At 58.7% G+C, this 21,017-nt stretch carries 22 protein-coding genes; 13 read left to right on the top strand and 9 right to left on the bottom strand.

Features of this window, described 5'->3' with window-relative positions; genetic code table 11:
- The first annotated feature begins 99 nt into the window (after positions 1-99).
- Together BM019_RS00635 and BM019_RS00630 are read left to right on the top strand one after the other, a co-directional pair.
- Entirely contained in the window at positions 100-867 is a 768-nt protein-coding gene (locus tag BM019_RS00635; protein WP_009044975.1) for a CHAD domain-containing protein, read from the top strand.
- A gap of 107 nt (positions 868-974) precedes the next feature.
- Positions 975-1,772 carry an acyl-CoA thioesterase gene (locus BM019_RS00630; RefSeq protein WP_009044974.1) on the top strand — a complete coding sequence of 266 codons (798 nt, stop codon included), beginning with the start codon at positions 975-977 and terminating at the stop codon, positions 1,770-1,772.
- Between the two features lie 7 nt (positions 1,773-1,779).
- Here the strand turns inward: BM019_RS00630 and BM019_RS00625 are convergent, their stop codons facing one another.
- The 3 genes from BM019_RS00625 to BM019_RS00615 form a co-directional block, all read right to left on the bottom strand.
- Complete coding sequence (locus tag BM019_RS00625; RefSeq protein ID WP_092417382.1) at positions 1,780-2,142, bottom strand: Mpo1-like protein; 363 nt, start codon at positions 2,140-2,142, stop codon at positions 1,780-1,782.
- Between the two features lie 152 nt (positions 2,143-2,294).
- Positions 2,295-3,776 carry a methyl-accepting chemotaxis protein gene (locus BM019_RS00620; RefSeq protein WP_092417381.1) on the bottom strand — a complete coding sequence of 494 codons (1,482 nt, stop codon included), beginning with the start codon at positions 3,774-3,776 and terminating at the stop codon, positions 2,295-2,297.
- Positions 3,777-3,861: 85 nt separating this feature from the next.
- Positions 3,862-4,668 carry a TatD family hydrolase gene (locus BM019_RS00615; RefSeq protein WP_092417380.1) on the bottom strand — a complete coding sequence of 269 codons (807 nt, stop codon included), beginning with the start codon at positions 4,666-4,668 and terminating at the stop codon, positions 3,862-3,864.
- Positions 4,669-4,903: 235 nt separating this feature from the next.
- Here BM019_RS00615 and BM019_RS00610 point away from each other — a divergent pair, with 235 nt between their 5' ends.
- The 3 genes from BM019_RS00610 (at position 4,904) to BM019_RS00600 (ending at position 7,428) form a co-directional block, all read left to right on the top strand.
- Complete coding sequence (locus BM019_RS00610; RefSeq protein WP_092417379.1) at positions 4,904-6,325, top strand: MltF family protein; 1,422 nt, start codon at positions 4,904-4,906, stop codon at positions 6,323-6,325.
- A gap of 102 nt (positions 6,326-6,427) precedes the next feature.
- Positions 6,428-6,862, top strand: coding sequence for a DoxX family protein (locus BM019_RS00605; protein ID WP_007931371.1), 435 nt, complete (start codon positions 6,428-6,430; stop codon positions 6,860-6,862).
- 257 nt (positions 6,863-7,119) lie between these two features.
- Positions 7,120-7,428 (top strand): hypothetical protein, encoded by a 309-nt coding sequence (locus tag BM019_RS00600; RefSeq protein ID WP_037035956.1) that lies wholly within the window; start codon positions 7,120-7,122, stop codon positions 7,426-7,428.
- Positions 7,429-7,513: 85 nt separating this feature from the next.
- Here BM019_RS00600 and BM019_RS00595 read toward each other — a convergent pair whose 3' ends face one another.
- Positions 7,514-8,143: a response regulator transcription factor gene (locus tag BM019_RS00595; RefSeq protein WP_007931372.1), complete on the bottom strand. Its 630-nt coding sequence runs from the start codon at positions 8,141-8,143 to the stop codon at positions 7,514-7,516.
- Positions 8,144-8,753: 610 nt separating this feature from the next.
- On the opposite strand from BM019_RS00595, the gene BM019_RS00590 reads away from it, so the two are divergent.
- Both BM019_RS00590 and greB read left to right on the top strand, forming a co-directional pair.
- Positions 8,754-10,514: a hypothetical protein gene (locus BM019_RS00590; protein ID WP_239691034.1), complete on the top strand. Its 1,761-nt coding sequence runs from the start codon at positions 8,754-8,756 to the stop codon at positions 10,512-10,514.
- A 379-nt stretch (positions 10,515-10,893) separates the two neighbouring features.
- On the top strand, positions 10,894-11,367 hold the full coding sequence (gene greB, locus BM019_RS00585) for a transcription elongation factor GreB (protein WP_009044968.1): 474 nt from the start codon (positions 10,894-10,896) through the stop codon (positions 11,365-11,367).
- Between the two features lie 16 nt (positions 11,368-11,383).
- Here greB and BM019_RS00580 read toward each other — a convergent pair whose 3' ends face one another.
- Complete coding sequence (locus BM019_RS00580) at positions 11,384-13,888, bottom strand: ABC transporter permease (RefSeq protein ID WP_092417377.1); 2,505 nt, start codon at positions 13,886-13,888, stop codon at positions 11,384-11,386.
- On the bottom strand, positions 13,888-14,571 hold the full coding sequence (locus BM019_RS00575; protein WP_009044966.1) for an ABC transporter ATP-binding protein: 684 nt from the start codon (positions 14,569-14,571) through the stop codon (positions 13,888-13,890). The genes BM019_RS00580 and BM019_RS00575 overlap by 1 nt, the downstream gene beginning before the upstream one ends.
- A 10-nt stretch (positions 14,572-14,581) precedes the next feature.
- Between BM019_RS00575 and BM019_RS00570 the strand changes: the two genes are divergently transcribed.
- The 3 genes from BM019_RS00570 (at position 14,582) to BM019_RS00560 (ending at position 16,620) form a co-directional block, all read left to right on the top strand.
- Positions 14,582-15,187, top strand: coding sequence for an arylesterase (locus tag BM019_RS00570; RefSeq protein WP_009044965.1), 606 nt, complete (start codon positions 14,582-14,584; stop codon positions 15,185-15,187).
- Between the two features lie 56 nt (positions 15,188-15,243).
- Positions 15,244-15,537 carry a hypothetical protein gene (locus BM019_RS00565; RefSeq protein ID WP_007931378.1) on the top strand — a complete coding sequence of 98 codons (294 nt, stop codon included), beginning with the start codon at positions 15,244-15,246 and terminating at the stop codon, positions 15,535-15,537.
- 114 nt (positions 15,538-15,651) lie between these two features.
- Positions 15,652-16,620 (top strand): L,D-transpeptidase family protein, encoded by a 969-nt coding sequence (locus BM019_RS00560; RefSeq protein ID WP_092417376.1) that lies wholly within the window; start codon positions 15,652-15,654, stop codon positions 16,618-16,620.
- 126 nt (positions 16,621-16,746) lie between these two features.
- Here BM019_RS00560 and oprI read toward each other — a convergent pair whose 3' ends face one another.
- Positions 16,747-16,998, bottom strand: coding sequence for an outer membrane lipoprotei OprI (oprI, locus tag BM019_RS00555; RefSeq protein ID WP_003448337.1), 252 nt, complete (start codon positions 16,996-16,998; stop codon positions 16,747-16,749).
- Positions 16,999-17,672: 674 nt separating this feature from the next.
- Between oprI and BM019_RS00550 the strand changes: the two genes are divergently transcribed.
- Entirely contained in the window at positions 17,673-17,954 is a 282-nt protein-coding gene (locus tag BM019_RS00550) for a GNAT family N-acetyltransferase (RefSeq protein ID WP_007931380.1), read from the top strand.
- A gap of 60 nt (positions 17,955-18,014) precedes the next feature.
- On the opposite strand, the gene BM019_RS00545 is transcribed toward BM019_RS00550, so the two are convergent.
- Together BM019_RS00545 and BM019_RS00540 are read right to left on the bottom strand one after the other, a co-directional pair.
- Positions 18,015-19,091 carry a 3-deoxy-7-phosphoheptulonate synthase gene (locus tag BM019_RS00545; RefSeq protein WP_009044963.1) on the bottom strand — a complete coding sequence of 359 codons (1,077 nt, stop codon included), beginning with the start codon at positions 19,089-19,091 and terminating at the stop codon, positions 18,015-18,017.
- Between the two features lie 131 nt (positions 19,092-19,222).
- Positions 19,223-19,666 (bottom strand): pilus assembly protein PilZ, encoded by a 444-nt coding sequence (locus tag BM019_RS00540; RefSeq protein ID WP_009044962.1) that lies wholly within the window; start codon positions 19,664-19,666, stop codon positions 19,223-19,225.
- On the opposite strand from BM019_RS00540, the gene BM019_RS00535 reads away from it, so the two are divergent.
- Together BM019_RS00535 and BM019_RS00530 are read left to right on the top strand one after the other, a co-directional pair.
- Positions 19,665-20,051 carry a thioredoxin family protein gene (locus tag BM019_RS00535; protein WP_092417375.1) on the top strand — a complete coding sequence of 129 codons (387 nt, stop codon included), beginning with the start codon at positions 19,665-19,667 and terminating at the stop codon, positions 20,049-20,051. The genes BM019_RS00540 and BM019_RS00535 overlap by 2 nt on opposite strands.
- A complete protein-coding gene (locus tag BM019_RS00530) occupies positions 20,051-21,007 on the top strand; it encodes a putative 2-dehydropantoate 2-reductase (RefSeq protein WP_092417374.1) in 957 nt (318 codons plus the stop codon). Before BM019_RS00535 ends, BM019_RS00530 begins: the two co-directional genes overlap by 1 nt.
- Positions 21,008-21,017 lie beyond the last annotated feature (10 nt).

The following is a 21,017-nucleotide window of genomic DNA, read 5'->3' as shown; positions in this document are numbered from 1 at the left end:
TTTCGTCTCGCAGGCGTCGTGAGCGCGCCTGCCAGTCATGCCTGGGCCCGGCCGCAGTCTTTGTGCTGCGAGCCGGGTCATTCGTTTCGGGAGTCAATGATGTCTGCCTTGGTTGATCGGTTGGTGGCACAGGTGTTGGGGCTGGAGGTGCGCTTGCTGGCGTGCCAGGCGCGTTTGCAGGCGGTGACCGACCCCGAGGCGCTGCACGATCTGCGTACCACGGTGCGCCGCTTGCGCAGCCTGTTGCGAGCGCTGCGCGGTTTGCCTGGTGTCGAGCAACTGGAAGCGGCCGCTTCGGCAGTCGGGCAACTGACGACGCCGTTACGCGACCGTGAGGTCCTGGCTGCGTACCTGCATCAGCATGACTACCATCAGGCTGCGGAACGCCGTACCGCGGGGCTGGCGGATGAATACCGGACAGTGGCGACGGGCTCCGAACTCCAGCAACTGCTGCTGGTGCTGGATGCCTTCCCGCGTTTCCTGCGGGCGGCGCAACGTCAGGAACTGTTGCGCGGCTTGCGCAAGCGCATCGAAAAGCGCCTGTCCAAGCAATGGAAGGCACTGGACGAGGCCCTGCACGATCCGGCTCATGATCGGCACCGTTTGCGCCTGCTGATCAAGCGTGTGCGCTACGCCGCCGAGGCTTATCCCGAACTTGCCGAACTGTCTCCCAAGGCGGTCTCTCGCTTGAAGGCCGCTCAGGGCGCGCTGGGCGACTGGCATGATTGCTGGCAATGGCTGGCCCAGGCCGAACGGCAGGCGGACCTGTTGCCTTGTGTTCCGGTCTGGCACGCCACCATGCACAAGGCCGAGGGACGTGCCGATCGGGTGCTCGACAAGCTGAGCGCTGCCTGTTTCCGTAGCTGACTCCCGGCTGGCGGCTTATCTGTCAGTCTTTTTGGCGGGAACAAGTGCTTTACGCGTGTGCGCTGCTGGTTAAGATCCTCAAACCCTTTTCTTGATCAGAGGTGCTCATGCGCTTTTGCGATTTGCTCGATGCCGTCCGCCACCAACCGTTGGAACTGTCGATTCCAACCGAGTGGGCGCAGGGGCGGGCCAGTTTCGGCGGATTGGTGGCGGCTTTGCAGTATGAAGCCATGCGCGCAAAAGTCCCCGCCGAACGTCCGGTGCGTTCACTGGCGATCACCTTTGTCGGTCCGGTCACCCCCGATGTGCCGGTCAGCTTTGAAGTCGAGGTGCTGCGCGAGGGCAAGGCCGTCAGCCAGGTGCTGGGGCGTGCGGTGCAGAACGGTCAGGTAGTGACCCTGGTACAGGGCAGTTTCGGTGCCTCTCGGCCGTCCGAGGTGACGGTTGTCGCCGAGGAAGCACCCAGCATGAAACATTGGGACGAGTGCCCGGAACTGCCTTACGTCAAGGGCGTGACGCCGGAGTTCATGCGCCATCTGGCAATGCGCTGGAGCATCGGTGGCATGCCGTTCACCGGCAACAAGTCGCGGGACATGGGCGGTTGGGTGCGCCTGCGGGGCGACGTGAAGGAAGAGCCCATGACCGAGGCGCATATCCTCGCACTGGTGGACGCCTGGCCGCCGGCCTTGTTACCACACCTGACCAGCCCGGCGCCCGGCAGTACCCTGACCTGGACCATTGAGTTCGTGCAGCCACTGCTGGCGTTGAGCACCCTGGACTGGTGCAAGTACCGGGTGAATATCGAACATGCCCGTGACGGTTACGGGCATGCGGCCGCGGCACTCTGGAGTGCCGAAGGCCGGTTGATTGCGCTCAGCCGGCAGACGGTCACCATCTTCGGTTGAACCCCTCTCAATGCCGGTGGCGCTTGCGCCATGCACGCCACCAGGCGCCGCTGAGGACGAAGCGTGGAAAGGTCACGAATTGTTCTACCAGCAGGCGCTGGACTGCATCTTTACGGTCACTGAACGGCTCGGCGGCTTGGGCCTCCAGGCTATGGCCGTGACGCTGCAGGCCCAAAGCGGCGAGCAGGCCGACCACGCCGATGGCGATGTTGGTGAAGCTCAAGCCGAATACTCCTGAAACCAGCAACAGAAAGCCGACGATGAACAGCGGCACTGCAATCAGGTGCAACACCAGGTTGGTCGGGTTGCGGTGGTTATGCGGGTAGGAGCGCCATTGCCAGGCGGGGAGGTTGGGGTGACGTTTACCCATGACAGTGATCCTTGATTCGTAGAAGCCTATGTATCAAAGGATAGGCCCCACGCGAGGGGGCGGCGAATCAAGGCTGGCTATGGGGGCGATAGGCTGGCAAAGGTTTCGCTCCGACAGGCTTGCCGATTCCTGCAGGAGCGAAAAGTCGCGGTTTACAGCTTCAATTGACCGATGGCCTTGCTCAGTTCCCCAGCCAGGGTCGCCAGTTCGTTGCTGGTGGTCGCCGAGTCGACGGTCTGTTGCACGGTGTTTTCGGTGACGTCGCGAATACTTACCACGGCGCGATTCATTTCTTCCGCCACCTGGCTTTGCTGCTCGGCCGCTACCGCAATCTGGGTATTGCTCTCACGCATCTGCGCCACGGCCGCGGTGATTTCCGCCAGCGCTGCGCCGGCTTCCTGGGCCTGCTGTACGCAATCGTCCGCCTTGAACGAGCTTTCCTGCATGAAGTCCACTGCGTCGCGGGTACCGGCCTGCAGGTCGGAGACCATCCGGGTGATTTCGTCGGTGGAGGTCTGCACCCGCTTGGCGAGGTTGCGTACTTCATCGGCGACCACCGCGAACCCCCGGCCCATTTCACCGGCGCGCGCCGCTTCGATCGCGGCATTGAGCGCCAGCAGGTTGGTTTGCTCGGCAATGCTGTGGATCACGTTGACCACACCGTTGATCTTCTGACTGTCCTCGGCCAGGCGCTGGATCATTTCGGCGGTCTGTTGCACGCCGCTGGAGAGCCCGGAAATGGACTTCTGCACGCGGCTGACCACTTCCTGGCCGCTGCCGGCGAGGACATCGGCGGCCTGGGAGCGATCCCGGGTGGCGCCGGCGTGCTGGGCGATGTGATAGACGGTGGCGGACATTTCGTTGATCGCTGTCGCGGCCTGATCGGTTTCGCTTTGCTGGCCCAGCATGCCGTGACGCACATCGCTCATGCTCGATGCCAGGCGCGCGGCGCCGATATCCAGTTGCCGGGCGGTGTTGGCGACGGTGTTGACCACCCGCTGGTAACCTGCCTGCATCGCATTGAAGGCGCTGGCCATCTGGCCGACCTCGTCGGTGCACGACAGGGGCACTCGGGCCGACAGGTCGCCGGTTTTCTCCACATGCAGCATCACATCCTTGAGGGTGTTCAGCTGGCTGAGCAGGAAACGGATCAACAGTTGCGAAGCACCGAGCATCGCCAGCATCAGAATGAACACGGCCACCGCGTACTGGCTGAAGCGTTCGCTGAACACCTGATGCAGGCTTGGCCCATGGGCAAGCACCGCAACCCGTTGGCCATCGGCCCGGGGTAGCACCTGCGCGCCGATCAGTGGGTTTTCGCCGAACAGCGGCATTTCATCGAAGGCCACCCATCCATTGGCGTTGCTCAGTTCTGGCAGGGGGCGTTGGTCGAGGCTGGGGATCTGGCCGGCCGCGAAGCTCAGCAGATTCTCGGCATTGGGCAGCGCTTGCCCGGAGGGCCATGCGCCGAGCAGGCTCGCCTGGGCCCTGGCGTTGTGTTGTGAGGCCTGGCTACGCGCTTGCTGCTCCAGCTGGACGGCGTACAGGACCAGTAGCAGGGTGGTCACGAAGGCGACCGCATTGACCGCCCAGAACTTGTATTTCAATGAGATATTGCTGAGCCAGGCACCCATGGAAGGTCTTCTCTGATTAAGCGGAACAGTATTGGCAAGGTGCCATTATTGTGCCGCTATGCAGAGAGTCGAATCTTGATATGCGTCAAGCAATCTCGGGCAAGGCGAAGAAGGCACGGGCGCTGGCGGTACTGTGGGCCGCCAGCTCTTCCTGGCTCTCGCCGCGGTGCAGGGCCACTTCGCGCAACACTTCGGTCAGGTAGGCCGGTTCGTTGCGACCGTTCTTCGGCTTGGGGCGCAGGCTGCGGGGTAAAAGATAGGGGGCGTCGCTTTCGAGCATCAGGCGACCGCGGGGAATCTCTCGTACCAGCGGGTGCAAGTGAGTGCCACGGCGCTCGTCGCAGATCCACCCGGTGATGCCAATGTGCAGGTCAAGGTCCAGATAGTTGAACAGCGCGCGCTGTTCGCCGGTGAAGCAATGCACCACCGCGGCCGGCAAGCGGTCACGAAAGTCGCGGACTATTTCCAGCAGGCGCTGGCTGGCGTCGCGTTCGTGGAGGAAGACCGGCAGTTGCAGTTCAACGGCCAGGGCCAGGTGTTCCTCCAGCACTTTTTCCTGTTGCCCTCGGGGGGAGAAGTCCCGATTGAAGTCCAGGCCGCATTCGCCCACGGCCTTGACGCTGCTTTCCTTGAGCAGGCTGCGCAAGCGCTGTGCGCTGTCGGTATTCCAGTCGCTGGCGCAATGCGGATGAATCCCGGCGGTAGAGAACAGTTGGCGGCCACTTTCATCCAGTTGCCGCGACAGCTCGAGCGCCTGTTCGCTACCCTCGACACTGGTGCCAGTGAGCACCAGCTGGCAGACGCCGGCGGCATAGGCACGGTCCAGTACTGCGCGATGTTTTTCGGCGAAACTCGGATTGGTCAGGTTGACGCCGATATCGATGAGTTGCATGGTGCTATCTCCGCCTGCGGCCGGAAAGCATATCAGAGCTGTAGATTTATAAGAAAAGCCAAGAACTACAACGAGTTGAAGCTGTCTCTTGATGCCGGAGAAAGGCAGCGGTTGGTTTGCCAGCCGTGGCTGTGCCAGTCTTTCGCATCTTGTCAGCGCTCTAGGCGCTCTGTTTCTGTCGCCCGGGTTTTCGCCATTGCTCGAAAACTCGGACAGTATTCTTCCCGGAGAGCGGATGACGCGACCCTCGGTTTTGCTAGCGTTGTGCTTGTCGTTGCTGCTGCCCCTGCCGGCGGTAGCACGCTTGGCTGGCCCTCCGGAAGCGGCCGTAGCGGGCAAGGTCCGCGACCTGGCGGACATTCGCAGCAGCCGGGTCTTGCGTGTGCTGGTCAACCAGAGTCGCAATAGTTCCGGTGAAGTCCAGGGCCAGGCCATCGGTGTCGAATACCACCGTCTGCGCGCCTTTGAGCAGTACCTCAATGGTCACGCTCGCGACGGTCAGGAAATCAGTCTCAAGATCATTCCCAAAGCCAAGGATCAATTGCTCGGTGCGCTGCAGCGTGGCGAGGGGGATCTGGTCGCTCCGGGAGAGTTGTTGGAGGCGCTACCGGGACAAGCGGTAAGCCCCAGTGAACCGGTCGCCAGCAACGTGCCGTTGCTGCTGGTGGGAATCAAGGGCGAGCGGCGCTACACCCGGCCTGAACAGCTCTCCGGCAAAACCCTGGCGCTGACCACAGGCAGTGCTGCCGGGGATGCGGTGAGCCAGATCAATCAGAGGCTGGCGCTGCATAAGCTGGCGCCGGTCAAGGTCGAGTGGGTCGATCCGAGCCTGGCCGTCGAAGATGTCCTGGAAATGGTCCAGGGCGGGATCTTTCACCTGACCATCGTCGAGAAGCCCATTGCCGAGCGCTGGGGCAAAGTCCTGCCGAAGCTGCGTTTTGATCGGCAACTGGTCATCAGCGAGCCTGGCGAGGAGCACTGGTTCGTGCGGCGGGATGCCTCGATGCTGCGGGCGAGTATCGATCGTTTCCTGAAGGTCTATAAGGCTCCGGCGGATCAGGACGTTGCGTTCTTGCGCATCTATCGACGCCTGTATCAGGTGCATAACCCTTTGACCCGGGCCGATCGCCAGCGCCTGGAAAAATTGCGCCCGGTATTACAGAAGCATGCCGATGCCCAGAACATGGACTGGTTGAACCTGGCGGCGCTGGCCTTCAAGGAGTCGTCGTTGCAACCCTCTGCCAAGAGCGGCAGCGGCCCGACCGGCCTGATGCAGATCACCCCGTCAGCCGCCCAGCGGGTAGGGGTCAATAACATCCAGACCCTCGATAACAACGTGTTGGCCGGAGCCAAGTATCTGGCGTTGATCCGGCGCAAGTTCTTTTCCAGTCCCAAGCTCAACGAGCGCGAGCGTATGGCATTTGTCCTGGCGGCCTACAACATGGGGCCGGAGCGAGTGCAGGGTATGCGGACCGAAGCCCGGCGACGCGGATTGAACCCCAATCAGTGGTTTTTCCAGGTCGAGCGCATTGCCATGGAACAGGTCGGAATGGGCGCCGTCAGCTATGTTAATAGCGTCAACAAATACTATTTGGCCTTTGACCGGGAACGCGAATCGTTGGAGCCGCAAGCGCGTAAGGTCGTCTCAAGGAAATAATCGATAAAGTTGATTGTTATCTTGCTATTTTTGCACTTTTAACATGAGATTTTGTGATTAATATAGCGACCCATTACCCAACACTACAAAGGACTACACAGCATGAGCACACTGATCAAAACCGTACTGAACACCCGTGCAGGCTACGGCCTGACCGTCCTGCGAGTTTTTGTCGGCATCATTTTCGCCGCTCACGGCGCGCAAAAGCTTTTCGGCCTGTTTGGCGGTTATGGATTGGCAGGGACGGCACAGTGGATGGAGAGCATCGGCCTGGCACCAGGACACCTGATGGCGCTGTTAGCGGGCGGTACCGAGTTCTTTGGCGGTCTGGCGCTGATTATCGGTCTGTTGGCACGTCCTGCCGCGTTGGGGTTGAGCTTCACCTTGCTGGTGGCGATTTTCTCCGTGCACATCAGCAATGGCCTGTTCATGGCGAACAATGGTTATGAGTTCGCCCTGGCTCTGCTCGGCGGCACCATTGCGGTTCTGATCGAAGGCGCAGGCAAATTGTCACTCGATGCGGCGATTGCCAAGTAACTTCCGGAAAACACCCAAGGCCCGCTTGTAGCGGGCCTTTTTCGTTGCTGATTTCGTTATTGGGGATTCTTGACACTACCCCGTCGGCTTCTCTAGGATTGTTGCCCATGCGCCGATTTAAACAGCTACTTGCGGGGCGCCAGGTGATTCGGAATATCACCGACAGAAGCTCTACCGGCTTCGAAATACCGCTAAAGCGCTGGTTCGGTGTTGCCTCTCACCTGCCCGGCAGAAAATTGAGGCAGAGACACGACACGATGAATGCACTCCACCCTCCTGTACGTCTTGCGCCAATCACGGCGAATCTTGTTCAGCGCAATCCAAAAATTCTTCTTGGCGGCACACACCAGCCGACATTGCTGCGTTATCTCGATGGCTGGCCACGTCGCAGCACAGGCCCTTCGGCCTTTCTGATCCAGTTCATCGAAGATGGCGAGTCCTTGGCACGTTTTGCCAACGACAGTTTTGACCTTGCGGTGATACAGGCGCCCAGCTCGGAAAATGCTGCGGAAGTCATCCGGCATCTGACCCGTGTGGCTCGACAGGGGCTGATCACCCGCAGGTAAGTACCGTAGGTGATCAACCCGGCAGTCGAGGTGGGGGGGCCGATGTTTCTGAATTCCTGCTAAAGGCTGCATCGATATCAGGGGTTCAAACTACGGAGTTGCGTTTGGCCAGCTCCGCCAGCGCTACCAGATTGGAAACGTTGAACCGCTTTAGCAGCCTGACCTTATAGGTGCTCACCGTCTTGTGGCTGATCAGCAACGCATCCGCGATTTTCTGATTATTCAGACCGCTTGCCAGCAGTTTCAGGACGGTGATTTCCCGGTCGGTCAGTTGGGCAATCAAGACACTTTCCTGGCAGGCGGCGTTTGTATTTTGTTGCAAGGTGCTGATTGTATCCTCGGGGAAGTAGCTATACCCCGAGAGTATGGCTTTTACCGCATTAGCCAGTTCGTTCAGATTATCGTTCTTGCACAGAAAACCAGCCGCACCGGCCTGCAAACAGCGCAAGGCGAAGTTCTTGGAGTTGCTGGACGTCAGCACCAGTGTCTTTATCGGCAGTCCAGCGGACTTGATATGGGAGATAACGGAGAACCCATCCAGGTTGGGTATGTTCAAGTCCAGGATGAGCAGGTCCGGAAGATGCTTGCGTACCAACTGGACAGCGTCCGCGCCATTATCGGCTTCGGCGACGATGTTGTGTTCATGAGGCTCCAGAACGGTTCTTATTGCGAGTCGAATCAACGGATGGTCGTCGACGATGATGATACTTCCCATGCAAGGCATCTCGATATTTAGGGGGAGGGTGCTTTTCGTATTTTATCCGAGCACTCTGAAAACTAAATCAGACGAATCTGATAGTTGTCATTGTGTGGCTAAGTTATGGTTTAGCCCCGTTTTGATCTGGCCAAGCCCTCCGCTCTCTATGCGTATTATTATCTTTAGACCGACCTCTCAGCTGAAAGGCTCTTGGTTATTCAACATGCTTTTACGTCTTGATCGTGTTATCTACTGGTTCGCTCCTTCTCTGTCTATGTTAATGGGGGTGGCTGGTATCGCGCTGTGTTTTTTTGGCTGGCAGCAACGACTAATATTGACAGGAGGGGCTGGAGTAGTATTGCTACTGCTGGCAGGAGGATTAATCATGCTATGGTCGAATTATGATTGGTGGTTGTTCAAGCTCAGCCCGCAGAGGGGCTTGAATATTCCTCTTAAGTGAGGTCACAGTTGTCAATTCTATCGGTGATAGTAGGATAAATCGAAAGAGTTGAGTTTTCTGGTAGTGAGTTGTCGGAAAATTCCACCTGGAAAATAGGAGTTATCCAGTTGCTGGCATGTGTTGTTAGGAGGTACTTTTTACTCCGTGCTACATATTTTTAGATGTATAATGGAGTCTAAACCGGCGATGCTGCTACGAACTATTTCCATCAAAAACGCAGAGCAGGAAGTTCTGAATGGTGCGGTGCTCTGCAGTTTTGCAATTCCTATGCTGAGCCGCAATTTTCTTGCCTATAGCTTAAATGAGGGTGCTGAGGTCGGAGAGTCGCGAGTTTATTTGGCGATGCTAAATAAGGCAGGGCAGAGTTATTCGCTGAGCTCGATCGAGGTCGAAGAAGATTGGCGTCAGGTTATTCAAGTCTTCAAAGAAATAGTCACCCATGCGAGCCTGCCTGAGGGGCGACAGCAAGGTGCTGGTGGTAGTACTGATATTCCTTACCATCTGATTGACCTTAAGAATTGTGTGATACCGACAGGGAATCTATCGGATCATCGTTCACTCACCATCAAGAAAAATCTGGTGATGAAGCTCATCTCTTCAGAGGCCTCGGTTGCCTGCCTGCCTGCAATTGACAGCGTTGAACTCGGAGTTCCTGCGCTCGATGTCTCTATTTCCATGGCTTCTCAAGATACTCCTGCGGTACAGGCTGTCGCGGAGCACATGGATGAGGTTTCTGATTCGAATGAGCATCGCTCGCCGGGAGCCGTTGAGGATCTTGAAGGCGATGTATTCGATGGTGCTCCATCCGGATTTGCTCCGATTGGAGATCCAGAGGAGCTCTCTCAAAAGCCAGGAAAAGTTGAGACGGATATAGATAAGGTTCTTACTGATGCTTCATTATTTACCGAGAGTTTTCAATACGATATGACTGAAATGCCGACTACGAATGCCGAAAAACATGTCGACTCATCTGAAATTGATGCTCCCTTGTCTGACCATTTGACACCTGCGGTTATCGCTGACCCGTCTGCCAACTCGGAGACCGACATTGGGCGCCTGTCCCAAGGTATACAGAACACATTGGCTGGCTTGGCGGAAGTAGTTCGCGATTTGTCTTCGGAGGAAACGGTGAAGTTGATCCAGAGTGAAGAGTACGACCTGTCGATATTTGACAGTGTTCCAACTTTGATGGATAGGCAGGTTCAGGCTACCGCAGATATCGATCAATCCGCTCAAGTTGCTGGGGATGTAACACCGGATGAGGTGGCTGATTGCCCAATTCCCTTAGAGAACTCATTGGATGAAACGCAGTTTCTGATGGCAACGCTTCCTGAGGCTGAAGCTGCACTTCAGGGGGCGGATACCGATCACCTACTTCTTGATGTGGAAAGCACTTTGTCTAATCTTGCACTTATGGCGCAGGAGTTGACACAGCAAAAGTTGGTTGCGGTGAAGCAACAGGAAGCTTTGGAGCTTTTGAAGGAACAGTTGCAAGAGCGAGAGCGTAAACTTCATGAAAAAGAAGAACACCTGCGCCAGGTACAAAGTCAGCTTCAGCAAGAGAAAATCACGATCGATAAGTCCGCTGAGCATAATTCCCGAGTGATTGCGGAACGCAGTGCTGCGCTTCAACAGCTGGCTGAAAGTGTAGAGTCCAGAGAGCGAAGTGTTGCCCGGCGCTCTGAACTAATGCAGCTTGAGCAGCAACGCCTTGATGAAATTTCCGCTAAGCAAAGTATCCGCGCAGCTGAACTGGAAAAGAGAGACGCCGGAATCCAGCAAAAAAATACAGAGCTAGTGGAAAGGTTAGCGCAGTTGTCCAGCACCCGTAAGAAGCTCAGCAATATTGTAAAAGGCTTCAATGAGACGGTGACCTTCAATAACAGCCTGCATAGCATATCCAGTACATTGCTCAGCGATGATGAGTAAAGCGCTCCTGCTAGAATTACAGTTCTCTTTTTCAGTGTATTGGGTATTTCAATAAAGCCGTATTTGGCCTGTGTGAAAAGGCGGAGAATGCAGTCAGGCGGCTCAAGCTGGAGAGAACTGATGGGGTGTATCCGGTTTTAGATATGTGCATTCTAATGTGGATTCGCACGTGGGTTTGATGCCCCATTGACCTATCACGACCGCTTTTTCGTACAAAACCCAAGCGGTAGTGTTATCGGCCTGTTCACTCTGGATAGGGCATCCCCGTGAGGAGGTGTGCTATAGGTGGATCTATCTCGCTTAGCATTGGTTCTCAAGGTCTCGATTCAACCATAATGCTGAACTGGCTCATAAGGCTCTGCATGGGGGATTTAACCAATTGAGTACCAAGCTCATTACGCAGGAAGGTTTCGAGGCTCTGAAAAACGAGCTGGATTACCTGTGGCGGGAGAAGCGTCCGGATGTGACGCAGAAAGTCACTTGGGCGGCCTCCCTGGGGGATAGAAGTGAAAACGCCGATTATCAATACAACAAGAAGCTCCTGAGGGAAATTGATCGCCGGGTTCGCTACTTGCGCAAGCGACTCGAAGACATGAAGGTCGTGTCTTATTCGCCGGAACAGGAGGGCCGGGTTTTCTTCGGCGCCTGGGTCGATATCGAGAATGAAGAGGGTGAAACCAAGCGTTTCCGTATCGTCGGTTATGACGAGATATACGGGCAGAAGGATTACATCTCTATCGATTCGCCCATGGCCCGGGCGCTCTTGAAGAAAGAAGTCGGCGACGAGGCGATAGTGCAGACGCCCGGTGGAGAAATGTGCTGGTGGATCAATCAGATCGAATACGTGAAATGAACTGCCTGCGAGGGGCTTACCCCTCGCGCAGTACTGTCAGTGGGCTGGCATTCAATGCCCGGCGTGTCCCGTAGACACCGGCACCGCCGATCAGCAGGGCACCGATAACAGGCAGGAGCAACAGCCAAGGGTGTGGATGCCAGGGCAGGTCGAAGGCAAACCGATACAGCACCAGGCTCACCAGTTCCGATCCCAATGCGGCCAGTAGCCCGCTGACGGCTCCCAGCAGCCCGAACTCGATACGCCGAGCCTTGACCAGTAATTGTCGTTCCGCCCCCAGCGCTCGTAGCAGGGCGCCCTGACGAATACGCTCGTCCAGGGTGGCCTGCAGTCCGGAAAACAGCACGGCCATGCCGGCGGCGAGTACAAACAGCAGCACGTATTCCACGGCCAGGGTGACCTGGGCCAGGATACTGCGCAGTTGTTCGAGCAGAGCCTCCACTTGCAGGATGGTCACTGCCGGAAACGCCCTGGACAACTCGACCACCTGCTGGTCATGACCCGCAGCGAGATAGAAGCTGGTCAGGTAAGTGGCGGGCAGATCCTGCAGCGTGCCCGGCTGAAAGATCATGAAGAAGTTAGGCTGGAAGTTATCCCAGTTGATTTCCCGCAGGCTGGTCACCCTGGCCTCGCGATTGACCCCTGCGACGCTGAATGTCATCTGGTCGCCGAGTTTGAGTTTCAGGCTTTCGGCCACCTGGGCCTCGACCGAGACGCCAGGCAAATCCCCTTCGGGCTGTTGTGCCCACCACGAACCGCTGGTGATCTTATTGCCCGCTGGCAGATCCGCGGCCCAGGTCAGGCTCAAATCGCGCTGCACGGCGCGATCGCCACTGGAGTCCTTGCTGACGATTTCCCGGACCGGTTCGCCGTTGATGCTGATCAGCCGCCCTGGCACTACCGGATACAGCGGCGCGGAAGGGGCGGAAAGCGCCACCAGCTTGTCGATGAAAGCTTGTTTGTCCGCGGGCAGGATATTCAGCGCGAAATAGTTCGGTGCGTTCTTTGGCAACTGGTTTTGCCAGGTGTCGAGCAACTCTCCACGTAACAGCGCAATCAAGGCCATCGACAGCAGAATCAAGCCGAAGGCCAGGGATTGCCCGGCAGCAGCCAAAGGATGCCGCAGCAGCTGGCCCAGCCCCAGGCGCCATGGCAGCGACGCCTTGGCCAGCAAGCGACGCAGACTCTGCAGGGCCAGCAGCAGCAATCCGCCCAGAACCACGGCGGCAATGACGCCGCCGCCGAGCAAGGCGAAGGTCAGCAGCAAATCCAGGCTCAGGCGCCACATGATCAGGCCCAGAGCCAGCAAGGCGGCGCCATACACCATCCAGGTGCTTGGGGGGATCGGCAGCAGGTCACGGCGCAACACCCGCAAGGGTGGGACACGCCCCAGCGCCGCCAGTGGCGGCAAGGCGAAACCGCCAAGTGCCACCAGGCCGGTGCCGATACCGGCGACAGCGGGAAGCAGCCCGCCAGGAGGCACATCGGTTGGTAGCAGGTCATGCAGCAGGTAAAACAGCCCAAGCTGGGCGAGCCAGCCGAGCAGCGCGCCGACGATGCTGGCCAGGATGCCGAGCAGGGCCAGTTGCAGGGTGAACAGCAGCATGGTTTCCCGGCGAGACAGGCCCAGGCAGCGCAGCAGCGCGCTGGCGTCGAAACGGCGGGAAGCGAAGCGCGCAGCGGACAGGGCAACCGCCACGCCTGCCAGCAGCACCGCCACCAGGCTGGCCATGTTCAAGTAGCGTTCGGCCTTGCCCAGGGCTCCGCCGATCTGGCGGTTGCCATCTCGGGCATCCTGCAAGCGCTGATTGGCCGCCAGGCCTGGCTTGATCAATTGGCGATAGTTTTCCAGGGCGCTCCCGGGACCGCGCCAGAGTTCCTTGTAACTGACCCGGCTGCCCGGTTGCACCACGCCGGTGGCGTTCAGGTCGCTCAGGTTGATCAGTACCCTGGGGGGCAGGCTATAGAAGTTGCCGGCGCGATCCGGTTCGTAAGTCAGTACCCGGCTCAGGCGCAGGGTTTTCATCCCGACGTCGATGCTGTCGCCGATTTTCAGGTCGAGCGCGGTCAACAGTCGGGCTTCGACCCAGGCTTCACCCGGTTGCGGACCACCGCCGGTTTCTTCCGTCGCGTAAGGGGCCGGGGCGCTTTTCAGTTCGCCGCGCAGTGGGTAGGCGTCGTCCGCGGCCTTGATACTGGAAAGCTGGATGCCATTGTCGGTGGCGATCACACTGGAGAACTCCACTACCTGCGCATGTTGCAGGCCCAGTTCCCGACCGCTCTGTATCTGTTCTGGCCTTGCCGGAGAGCTGCTTTCAAGCAGCAGGTCCGCGCCGAGAAACTCCGTGGCGCGCAACAGCATCGCGCCGTTGAGGCGCGCACCGAAATAGCCGATGGCGGTGCTGGCGGCTACGGCCACCACCAGGGCGAAGAACAATACCCGCAGTTCTCCGGCGCGGGCGTCGCGCAGAAGTTGGCGAACGGCAAGGCTGAACAGGCGCAACAGCGGCAGGCGTGCCATCAAGGCTCCAGGGGGGCGACCAGTAGGCCGGCTTCAAGGCGGATCAGGCGCCGGCAACGATGGGCCAGGCGTTCATCGTGAGTGACCAGGACCAGCGTCGTGCCGCTTTCCTTGTTCAGGTCGAACAGCAGGTCGCTGATACGCTCGCCGGTGTGGCTGTCGAGGTTGCCGGTCGGCTCGTCGGCGAACAGCACGTCAGGTTCGGCGGCGAAGGCGCGGGCGATGGCCACCCGCTGTTGTTCGCCGCCGGAGAGCTGGCGAGGCGAGTGACTCAGGCGTTGCCCGAGCCCGACGCGCTGGAGCAGTTCGGTCGCACGCTCGCGGGCATCCCGGCGGCCGTCCAGCTCCATGGGCAACATGACGTTCTCCAGGGCATTGAGGCTGTCGAGCAGTTGGAACGACTGGAAGACGAAGCCCACATGCTCGGCGCGGATTCGGGCGCGCTGGTCTTCGTCCAAGGTGCTCAGGCTGCGACCGGCCAGGGTGACCTCGCCGCTGCTGGGCAGGTCGAGTCCGGCCAGCAGGCCGAGCAGGGTGGATTTTCCGGAGCCGGAACTGCCGACGATGGCCAGGCTGTCGCCTTTGTTCAGTTCCAGGCTGAGTTCGTGCAGGATGGTCAGTTCACCTTCCGCGCTGGGAACCACTTTGCTAAGGTTCCGCGCAGTGAGAATGCTTGCGCCCATGGAGAATCCGATGCGTGTGTGGTTTTTGAGTGCTGGCCTGGCCTTGATGTGCATGGCCCAGAACGCAGCGGCGGGTACAGTCCTGATCGTTGGCGATAGTATCAGCGCGGCTTTCGGCCTGGATACCCGGCAGGGGTGGGTGGCACTGCTCGAGCAACGGCTCAAGAGCGAAGGTTTCAACGATAAAGTGGTCAATGCTTCCATCAGTGGAGACACCAGCGCAGGTGGCCAGGCGCGGCTGCCGGCGCTGCTTGCAGAGCACAAGCCGGAGCTGGTGATTCTCGAGTTGGGCGGCAACGATGGCCTGCGTGGGCAACAGCCCACGCAATTGCAACAAAATCTTGCTTCGATGATCGACAGCTCCAAGGCCAGTGGTGCCAAGGTGCTGTTGCTTGGCATGCAGCTGCCACCCAATTACGGCGTGCGTTATACCCAGGCGTTTGCCGAGGTGTACAGCAAGCTCGCGAATGAAAAAAACGTAGCGCTGGTGCCATTTTTTCTGGAAGGGGTCGGCGGCAATCCCGAGCTGATGCAGGCCGATGGCATCCACCCTGCGGTCACCGCTCAGGGCAAGTTGCTGGAAAATGTCTGGCCGACGCTAAAACCGCTGCTTTGACGCTTTTCTACCGGCAGTGTTTCGGCTAATGTGGCGCCCCCGATTTGGAGCCCCCGATGCCGCGTCCCGCCTGGTCCCTGTTTGCCTACCAACTGATCGAGCCTGACGAACAGCTCGACCTGTTCGCCTGCCAGGAAGTCCGGGTGCACCTGGTGACGCGTCAGCTGGAGCTGGGCGGCTCTGCCGATCGCACGTTGTGCGGCACCTTGCTGCCCGCGCAACCGCGCTGGTCGAGTGTCGACCGGACCATTTTCCAGGACCAGCGCCTGTGTCCGTTGTGCCGGGCGATCCTCGAATCGCAAAAGCGCGGCACGCCACCGATCTGGCCAGAGTTGCGTTTCGAACTGTAAGGCAGCAAGTTCTCGCCTGGCTCCCTCCTTGCTGATGCAGCTGTCGCTCCCGCAGCCACGGGGGCGGGTGTACAATCACTTTTTTACTCGTTGATCATGCGAAGGATTTTCCGGATGTTGCCGCGCTTTCCTGTCGTCACCCGTTGCCTGACGCTTGCCGCCTTCTGTGTGGCCGGCCCCGTTGCCGCATTGGAACTGCCTCTACCTCCACCGGGCGAAGATATCGTCGGTCAGGTACAGGTGATCAAGGCCAAGTACGAAGACACCTTTGCCGACCTGGGCACGACCTACGACCTGGGCTATTACGAGATGGTCGCGGCCAACCCGGGAGTGGATCCCTGGTTGCCGGGCGCGGGCACCGAAGTGGTGTTGCCGACGCGTTTCATCCTGCCGCCGGGACCTCGTGAAGGCATCGTGATCAACCTGGCTGAATATCGCCTGTACTACTACCCGAAAGGGCGGAACGTGGTGTACACCTTCCCCCTGGGTATCGGGCGGGAAGGCTGGGGGTCGCCGATCGCCCATACCAGCATTGTCGCGAAGACGCCGAACCCGACCTGGACTCCGCCAGCCTCGATCAAGGCCGAGCACGCCGCCGACGGTGACCCGCTGCCAAACGTGGTGCCGGCGGGGCCGGACAACCCGTTGGGACCATTCAAGTTCACCCTGGGCATGCCGGGCTACCTGATCCACGGTTCGAACAAGAAGTTCGGGATCGGCATGCGCACCAGCCACGGCTGCTTCCGGATGTTCAACAACAACGTCCTGGAAATGGCGAGCATGGTGCCGGTGGGGACATCGGTGCGCATCCTCAACGATCCGTACAAGTTCGGTATCAGCGCTGGCAAAGTTTATCTGGAGGCTCATACGCCACTGGATGACAAGGGCAATCCGTCGGTCGTGGACAAGCACACCGCGGTGATCAACGCCTTGCTCAAGCGTGAAGACCTGGCCAATAACCTGCGGATGAATTGGGATGTAGTGCGCGACGTGGTGGCGGCCGAAGATGGTTTGCCAGTAGAGATCGCCATACCGACCAATGCACCGGTGGTATCGGCGGTGCCTATCGATATGCAGCAGTAACGGCTGGAACAGCAACCCGTCGATGCTTTCGGGCGTCGACGGGTTTTTTATTGCCACAAGAAGATCCGGGCAATAAAAAAGCCGACCCAATAAATGGGTCGGCTCGATAACAATCCCGAGGGATTATTACTTGCGGCTAGCTTTTTCCAGCATACGCAGAGCGCGCTCGTTAGCTTCGTCAGCAGTCTGTTGTGCTTTTTGAGCAGCAGCCAGAGCTTCATCAGCTTTACGGTAGGCTTCGTCTGCACGAGCCTGGGCACGAGCTGCTGCGTCTTCAGTTGCAGTCAGACGAGCTTCGGTTTCTTTGGATACGCTGCTGCAACCGGTAGCCAGAACTGCGGCCAGAGCCAGAGCAGAGAATTTCAGAACGTTGTTCATCGTGTTCCCCTTCAAGGACTTTCTATTAAGTAGCTATCTCATCCGAGTGATGAAATGGCCGGCGTACATACTACCCATTACTTGTAGTAAGTAAACTGACGTAGCGCAAGAAGCAAAAAAAATTCTAGGCGTTGAATCTTTTTCGAGCAACTTTTTATCGATCTGTATAAAAAATACGCAACCTTGTCACCCTGTTGGGAGGTTGCGCTTGTTAACCGTATCTGCCGTAGAGTCCCTTTGCACGGCGCTTGCGGAGTGTAGGCTCAAGTCTATCTATATCGACTCGTCTACACTTTTGTTCAGAATCTGTGGGGCGTCTCACGCATCTTTGTCCATGTTGAGGTGACTTTAAATGGGTGGGCTCGTCTTAAATCTCAACATCCGGCGATGTTCAGGTTGTTGATCCTCAGGCGGTTTGATCGAGCGTTTTGCATGTAGCTGGGAACAGGTCTGAGGACGCATCGACAGCAAACTGGCCTGATGCCAGTAGCTTGAACGCAAGCGTCCCTTGAGCATTGGTGCCAATGGTGCCTACTATTTGAAACGTGCTCGGTCATGCGAGAGCGGCAAGCTCTCCTCGGTGTCCAGACAGGCACGGGGTGGCGTAGTTGTTCCTTCGCCGGAAAAACATCGGTAAGGTAGGGGTCAGAATCCAAGACCCGCGAGGAGTAGTGATGAGCGAGGCGTTGTCCATCCACCATGACCAGGCTGGTCATCAATTCGAGACCAATGTGGACGGTCATCGTGCCTACCTGACCTATATGGACCTGGGTAAGCAGACCCTGGATATTTATCGGACGTTCGTGCCTAACGCGCTGCGTGGCCGTGGTATTGCCGCGGCACTGACCGAGCAGGCGTTGGAATATGCTGACCGCATGGGTTACACGGTAATTCCGTCGTGCTCATATGTGGAGCGCTATATGGAGCGCCATCAGCGCCACGCCGCGAAACTCTGAGCGGGGACACCAAAAAAAACGCCGGGCTTGGCCCGGCGTTTTTGTGTCTGCGATACGGGGTCAGGTACGAACCCGTTTTGGCAGGACATCCTTGAGCTTGGCATGCATGCTGCGCAAGGTTTTTTCGGTGCTTTCCCAGTCGATGCAGGCATCGGTGATCGACACGCCGTATTGCAGTTCGGCCAGGTCCTTGGGAATTGCCTGGCAGCCCCAGTTCAGATGGCTTTCGACCATCAGGCCGATGATCGACTGGTTGCCTTCGAGAATCTGGTTGGCCACGTTCTCCATCACCAGCGGCTGCAAGGCTGGGTCCTTGTTGGAGTTGGCGTGACTGCAGTCGACCATGATGTTCGGCTTGATCTTTGCCTTGTTCAGCGCCTGCTCGCAGAGGGCGACGCTGACCGAATCATAGTTCGGCTTGCCATTGCCACCGCGCAGAACCACGTGACCGTAGGCATTGCCCTTGGTGGTGACGATGGAGACGCCGCCTTCCTGGTTGATGCCGAGGAAACGGTGAGGGCTGGAAACCGATTGCAGGGCGTTGATGGCAACGGTCAGGCCGCCGTCGGTGCCATTCTTGAAGCCTACCGCCGAGGACAGGCCGGAAGCCATCTCGCGGTGGGTTTGGGATTCGGTGGTACGTGCACCAATCGCCGACCAACTGATCAGGTCCTGCAGGTATTGCGGGGAGATCGGGTCCAGCGCTTCGGTGGCGGTCGGCAGGCCCATCTCGGCCAGGTCCAGCAGCAACTGGCGACCGATGTGCAGACCGTCCTGGATCTTGAACGAGTCGTCCAGGTACGGGTCGTTGATCAAGCCTTTCCAGCCAACGGTGGTCCGTGGTTTCTCGAAGTACACGCGCATCACCAGATAAAGGGTGTCGGAGACTTCGGCGGCCAGGACTTTTAGGCGCTCGGCATACTCGTGAGCAGCCTTGATGTCGTGGATCGAGCACGGGCCGATGACGACGAACAGGCGGTGGTCGGTGCCGTCGAGAATATTGCGGATCACTTCGCGACCCTTGGTCACGGTGCGCAGGGCGGCGTCGCTCAGCGGGATGTCACGCTTGAGCTGGTCGGGAGTGATCAGGGTTTCGTTGGAGGCGACGTTAAGGTCGTTGATCGGTAAATCAGCCATCGTGTTACTCGTCAGGTCACGGGTGCCGGCCGCCAGCGATCCCCGCGCGGCGGTGCACAGCGGATTTAAGCGCGTCGGGGAGCCGAACCTTAGCGCGTTACACCGGGGCTCGACAATGGGCAGAGGCGGGTTTAATCCAGCGCTGGCTGCATAAAAGCCTGGTGAACCCGGTCATGGGAGAATTCGGCGGCGTGCTGTTCGACCCATTGCTGGGCCAGGGTTTCGATCTGTCGCTGCTCAGCCTGGGGCTCATGCAGGTGGCAATAGTGGGCGATCTGGCACACCTGCTCACTCATTCGGGCATGGAACAGGGTCTGTTCGTCGATGAAGGCGATCCCCACCAGATAGCCATGCTTGCGTCGCAGGCACCAGGCCACATAGCCGTTGTAGCGGGCGTTTTCACCCAGAGTGGGGATGCAGATTTCCAGTGCGGTGCCGCAACGCCAGGCGCGGTGATAATTGCAAGCCATGCCGCCGAGGCTGATAGTGTGCAACCGTTGACGCGAAATGCATGCGTGCTCGCGTAAGGTCATCTCAACCGGAACATCGTCAGGATGAGGAATGAAACGTCCCATGAACGCAGACTCCGAGTGTCGGCTATGTGACATTGTTTCCCCCAGTATAGTGGTCGAATTGGAGCTGACTGATTTCGATATCGATCAGCGGTTGTTGGCGATGAGCGGTGTTTCGCTGGTGATATTCACCAGCGCCGGCTGCGCCAGCTGTCGCTGGGCCAGGCAGCAGTTGCCCGACTTCGATCTGCCGATCGAGCGGTTGTGCTGGATCGATGCGGGAAACAATGGCGGCGCGGTCGAGCGTTATCAGGTGTTTCACTTGCCGGCACTGTTCGTGGTGCGCGACGGTGAGTTTTATGGGGCCTTGCAGTCGCGCCTGACACCCGGCGAGCTCAGCGAGCGACTGGCACAGGCGCTGAACCGAATTCCAGAGGAGTTGCCTTGATGGAAGCAGTCCACACGCCGCGAATCGGCATTATCGGTACCGGAGCGATCGGTGGTTTCTACGGGATGCTGCTGGCGCGAGCCGGCCTGGATGTGCATTTCCTGCTGCGCAGCGAATTCGCTGCGGTCACCGAGCGGGGGTTGCAACTGCATAGCGCGGTGCATGGTGAGCTGACCCTGAACCCGGTCCAGGCCTATGCCAGTGCCGAAGACATGCCGCCCTGCGATTGGCTGCTGGTGGGAGCCAAAACCACCAGCAACGCCGAGCTGGCTCCGGCGATTCTTCGCGCGGCGGCTCCCGGCGCCAAGGTGCTGTTGCTGCAGAATGGCCTGGATGTGGAGGACGGCCTGCGCGACCTGCTTCCCGACTCGCTGCATCTGTTGGGCGGCCTGTGTTTTATCTGCGTGCACCGTGCCGGCCCCGGGGTGATCGAGCATCAGGCGCTGGGCGCGGTGAACCTGGGTTATCACAGTGGCCCGGCAGCGCAGGACGACTCGCAGCGCCAGGCGATAGTGGAAGAGGGGGCTGCGCTGTTCCGCAAGGCCGGTATCGGCTCCCAGGCCATGGCCAACCTGCAGCAGGCGCGCTGGCAGAAACTGGTGTGGAACGTGCCCTATAACGGTTTGTCGGTATTGCTCAACGCCAGCACCACGCCACTGATGGCCGATGCCGACAGCCGCGAGCTGATTCAGGCCTTGATGCGTGAAGTGGTGCAAGGCGCCCTGGCCTGTGGTCACAGCATGCCGGACGGCTATGCTGAGCACTTGTTCAAGGTGACCGAAGGCATGCCGGACTATTGGCCGAGCATGTACCACGACTACCAGCACAAACGTGCGCTGGAGTTGTCGGCCATCTATGCCGCGCCACTGGCCGCGGCTAAGGCGGTGGGATGCGCACTGCCGAAAATGGAAGCCTTGTATCAGACGTTGAGTTTTATCGACCGGCATAACGGTTGATCGCAGCATC

The sequence above is a fragment of the Pseudomonas sp. NFPP07 genome (genome assembly GCF_900115645.1).
Lineage (GTDB): Bacteria > Pseudomonadota > Gammaproteobacteria > Pseudomonadales > Pseudomonadaceae > Aquipseudomonas > Aquipseudomonas chlororaphis.
The sequence above is the reverse complement of the archived record's forward strand: the minus strand, read 5'-3'. Positions and strand labels throughout refer to the sequence as shown.

Excerpts from the sequence above, each read along its gene's own strand:
- BM019_RS00620 (WP_092417381.1), bottom strand. The coding sequence starts at position 3,776 with ATGGGTGCCTGGCTCAGCAATATCTCATTGAAATACAAGTTCTGGGCG.
- BM019_RS00630 (WP_009044974.1), top strand. The coding sequence starts at position 975 with ATGCGCTTTTGCGATTTGCTCGATGCCGTCCGCCACCAACCGTTGGAA.
- BM019_RS00600 (WP_037035956.1), top strand. The coding sequence starts at position 7,120 with ATGAATGCACTCCACCCTCCTGTACGTCTTGCGCCAATCACGGCGAAT.
- BM019_RS00590 (WP_239691034.1), top strand. The coding sequence starts at position 8,754 with ATGGAGTCTAAACCGGCGATGCTGCTACGAACTATTTCCATCAAAAAC.
- BM019_RS00530 (WP_092417374.1), top strand. The coding sequence starts at position 20,051 with ATGGAAGCAGTCCACACGCCGCGAATCGGCATTATCGGTACCGGAGCG.
- BM019_RS00550 (WP_007931380.1), top strand. The coding sequence starts at position 17,673 with ATGAGCGAGGCGTTGTCCATCCACCATGACCAGGCTGGTCATCAATTC.
- BM019_RS00545 (WP_009044963.1), bottom strand. The coding sequence starts at position 19,091 with ATGGCTGATTTACCGATCAACGACCTTAACGTCGCCTCCAACGAAACC.
- BM019_RS00575 (WP_009044966.1), bottom strand. The coding sequence starts at position 14,571 with ATGGGCGCAAGCATTCTCACTGCGCGGAACCTTAGCAAAGTGGTTCCC.
- BM019_RS00560 (WP_092417376.1), top strand. The coding sequence starts at position 15,652 with ATGTTGCCGCGCTTTCCTGTCGTCACCCGTTGCCTGACGCTTGCCGCC.
- oprI (WP_003448337.1), bottom strand. The coding sequence starts at position 16,998 with ATGAACAACGTTCTGAAATTCTCTGCTCTGGCTCTGGCCGCAGTTCTG.
- BM019_RS00610 (WP_092417379.1), top strand. The coding sequence starts at position 4,904 with ATGACGCGACCCTCGGTTTTGCTAGCGTTGTGCTTGTCGTTGCTGCTG.
- BM019_RS00635 (WP_009044975.1), top strand. The coding sequence starts at position 100 with ATGTCTGCCTTGGTTGATCGGTTGGTGGCACAGGTGTTGGGGCTGGAG.
- BM019_RS00605 (WP_007931371.1), top strand. The coding sequence starts at position 6,428 with ATGAGCACACTGATCAAAACCGTACTGAACACCCGTGCAGGCTACGGC.
- BM019_RS00535 (WP_092417375.1), top strand. The coding sequence starts at position 19,665 with ATGAACGCAGACTCCGAGTGTCGGCTATGTGACATTGTTTCCCCCAGT.
- BM019_RS00565 (WP_007931378.1), top strand. The coding sequence starts at position 15,244 with ATGCCGCGTCCCGCCTGGTCCCTGTTTGCCTACCAACTGATCGAGCCT.
- BM019_RS00540 (WP_009044962.1), bottom strand. The coding sequence starts at position 19,666 with ATGGGACGTTTCATTCCTCATCCTGACGATGTTCCGGTTGAGATGACC.
- BM019_RS00615 (WP_092417380.1), bottom strand. The coding sequence starts at position 4,668 with ATGCAACTCATCGATATCGGCGTCAACCTGACCAATCCGAGTTTCGCC.
- BM019_RS00580 (WP_092417377.1), bottom strand. The coding sequence starts at position 13,888 with ATGGCACGCCTGCCGCTGTTGCGCCTGTTCAGCCTTGCCGTTCGCCAA.
- BM019_RS00595 (WP_007931372.1), bottom strand. The coding sequence starts at position 8,143 with ATGGGAAGTATCATCATCGTCGACGACCATCCGTTGATTCGACTCGCA.
- BM019_RS00625 (WP_092417382.1), bottom strand. The coding sequence starts at position 2,142 with ATGGGTAAACGTCACCCCAACCTCCCCGCCTGGCAATGGCGCTCCTAC.
- BM019_RS00570 (WP_009044965.1), top strand. The coding sequence starts at position 14,582 with ATGCGTGTGTGGTTTTTGAGTGCTGGCCTGGCCTTGATGTGCATGGCC.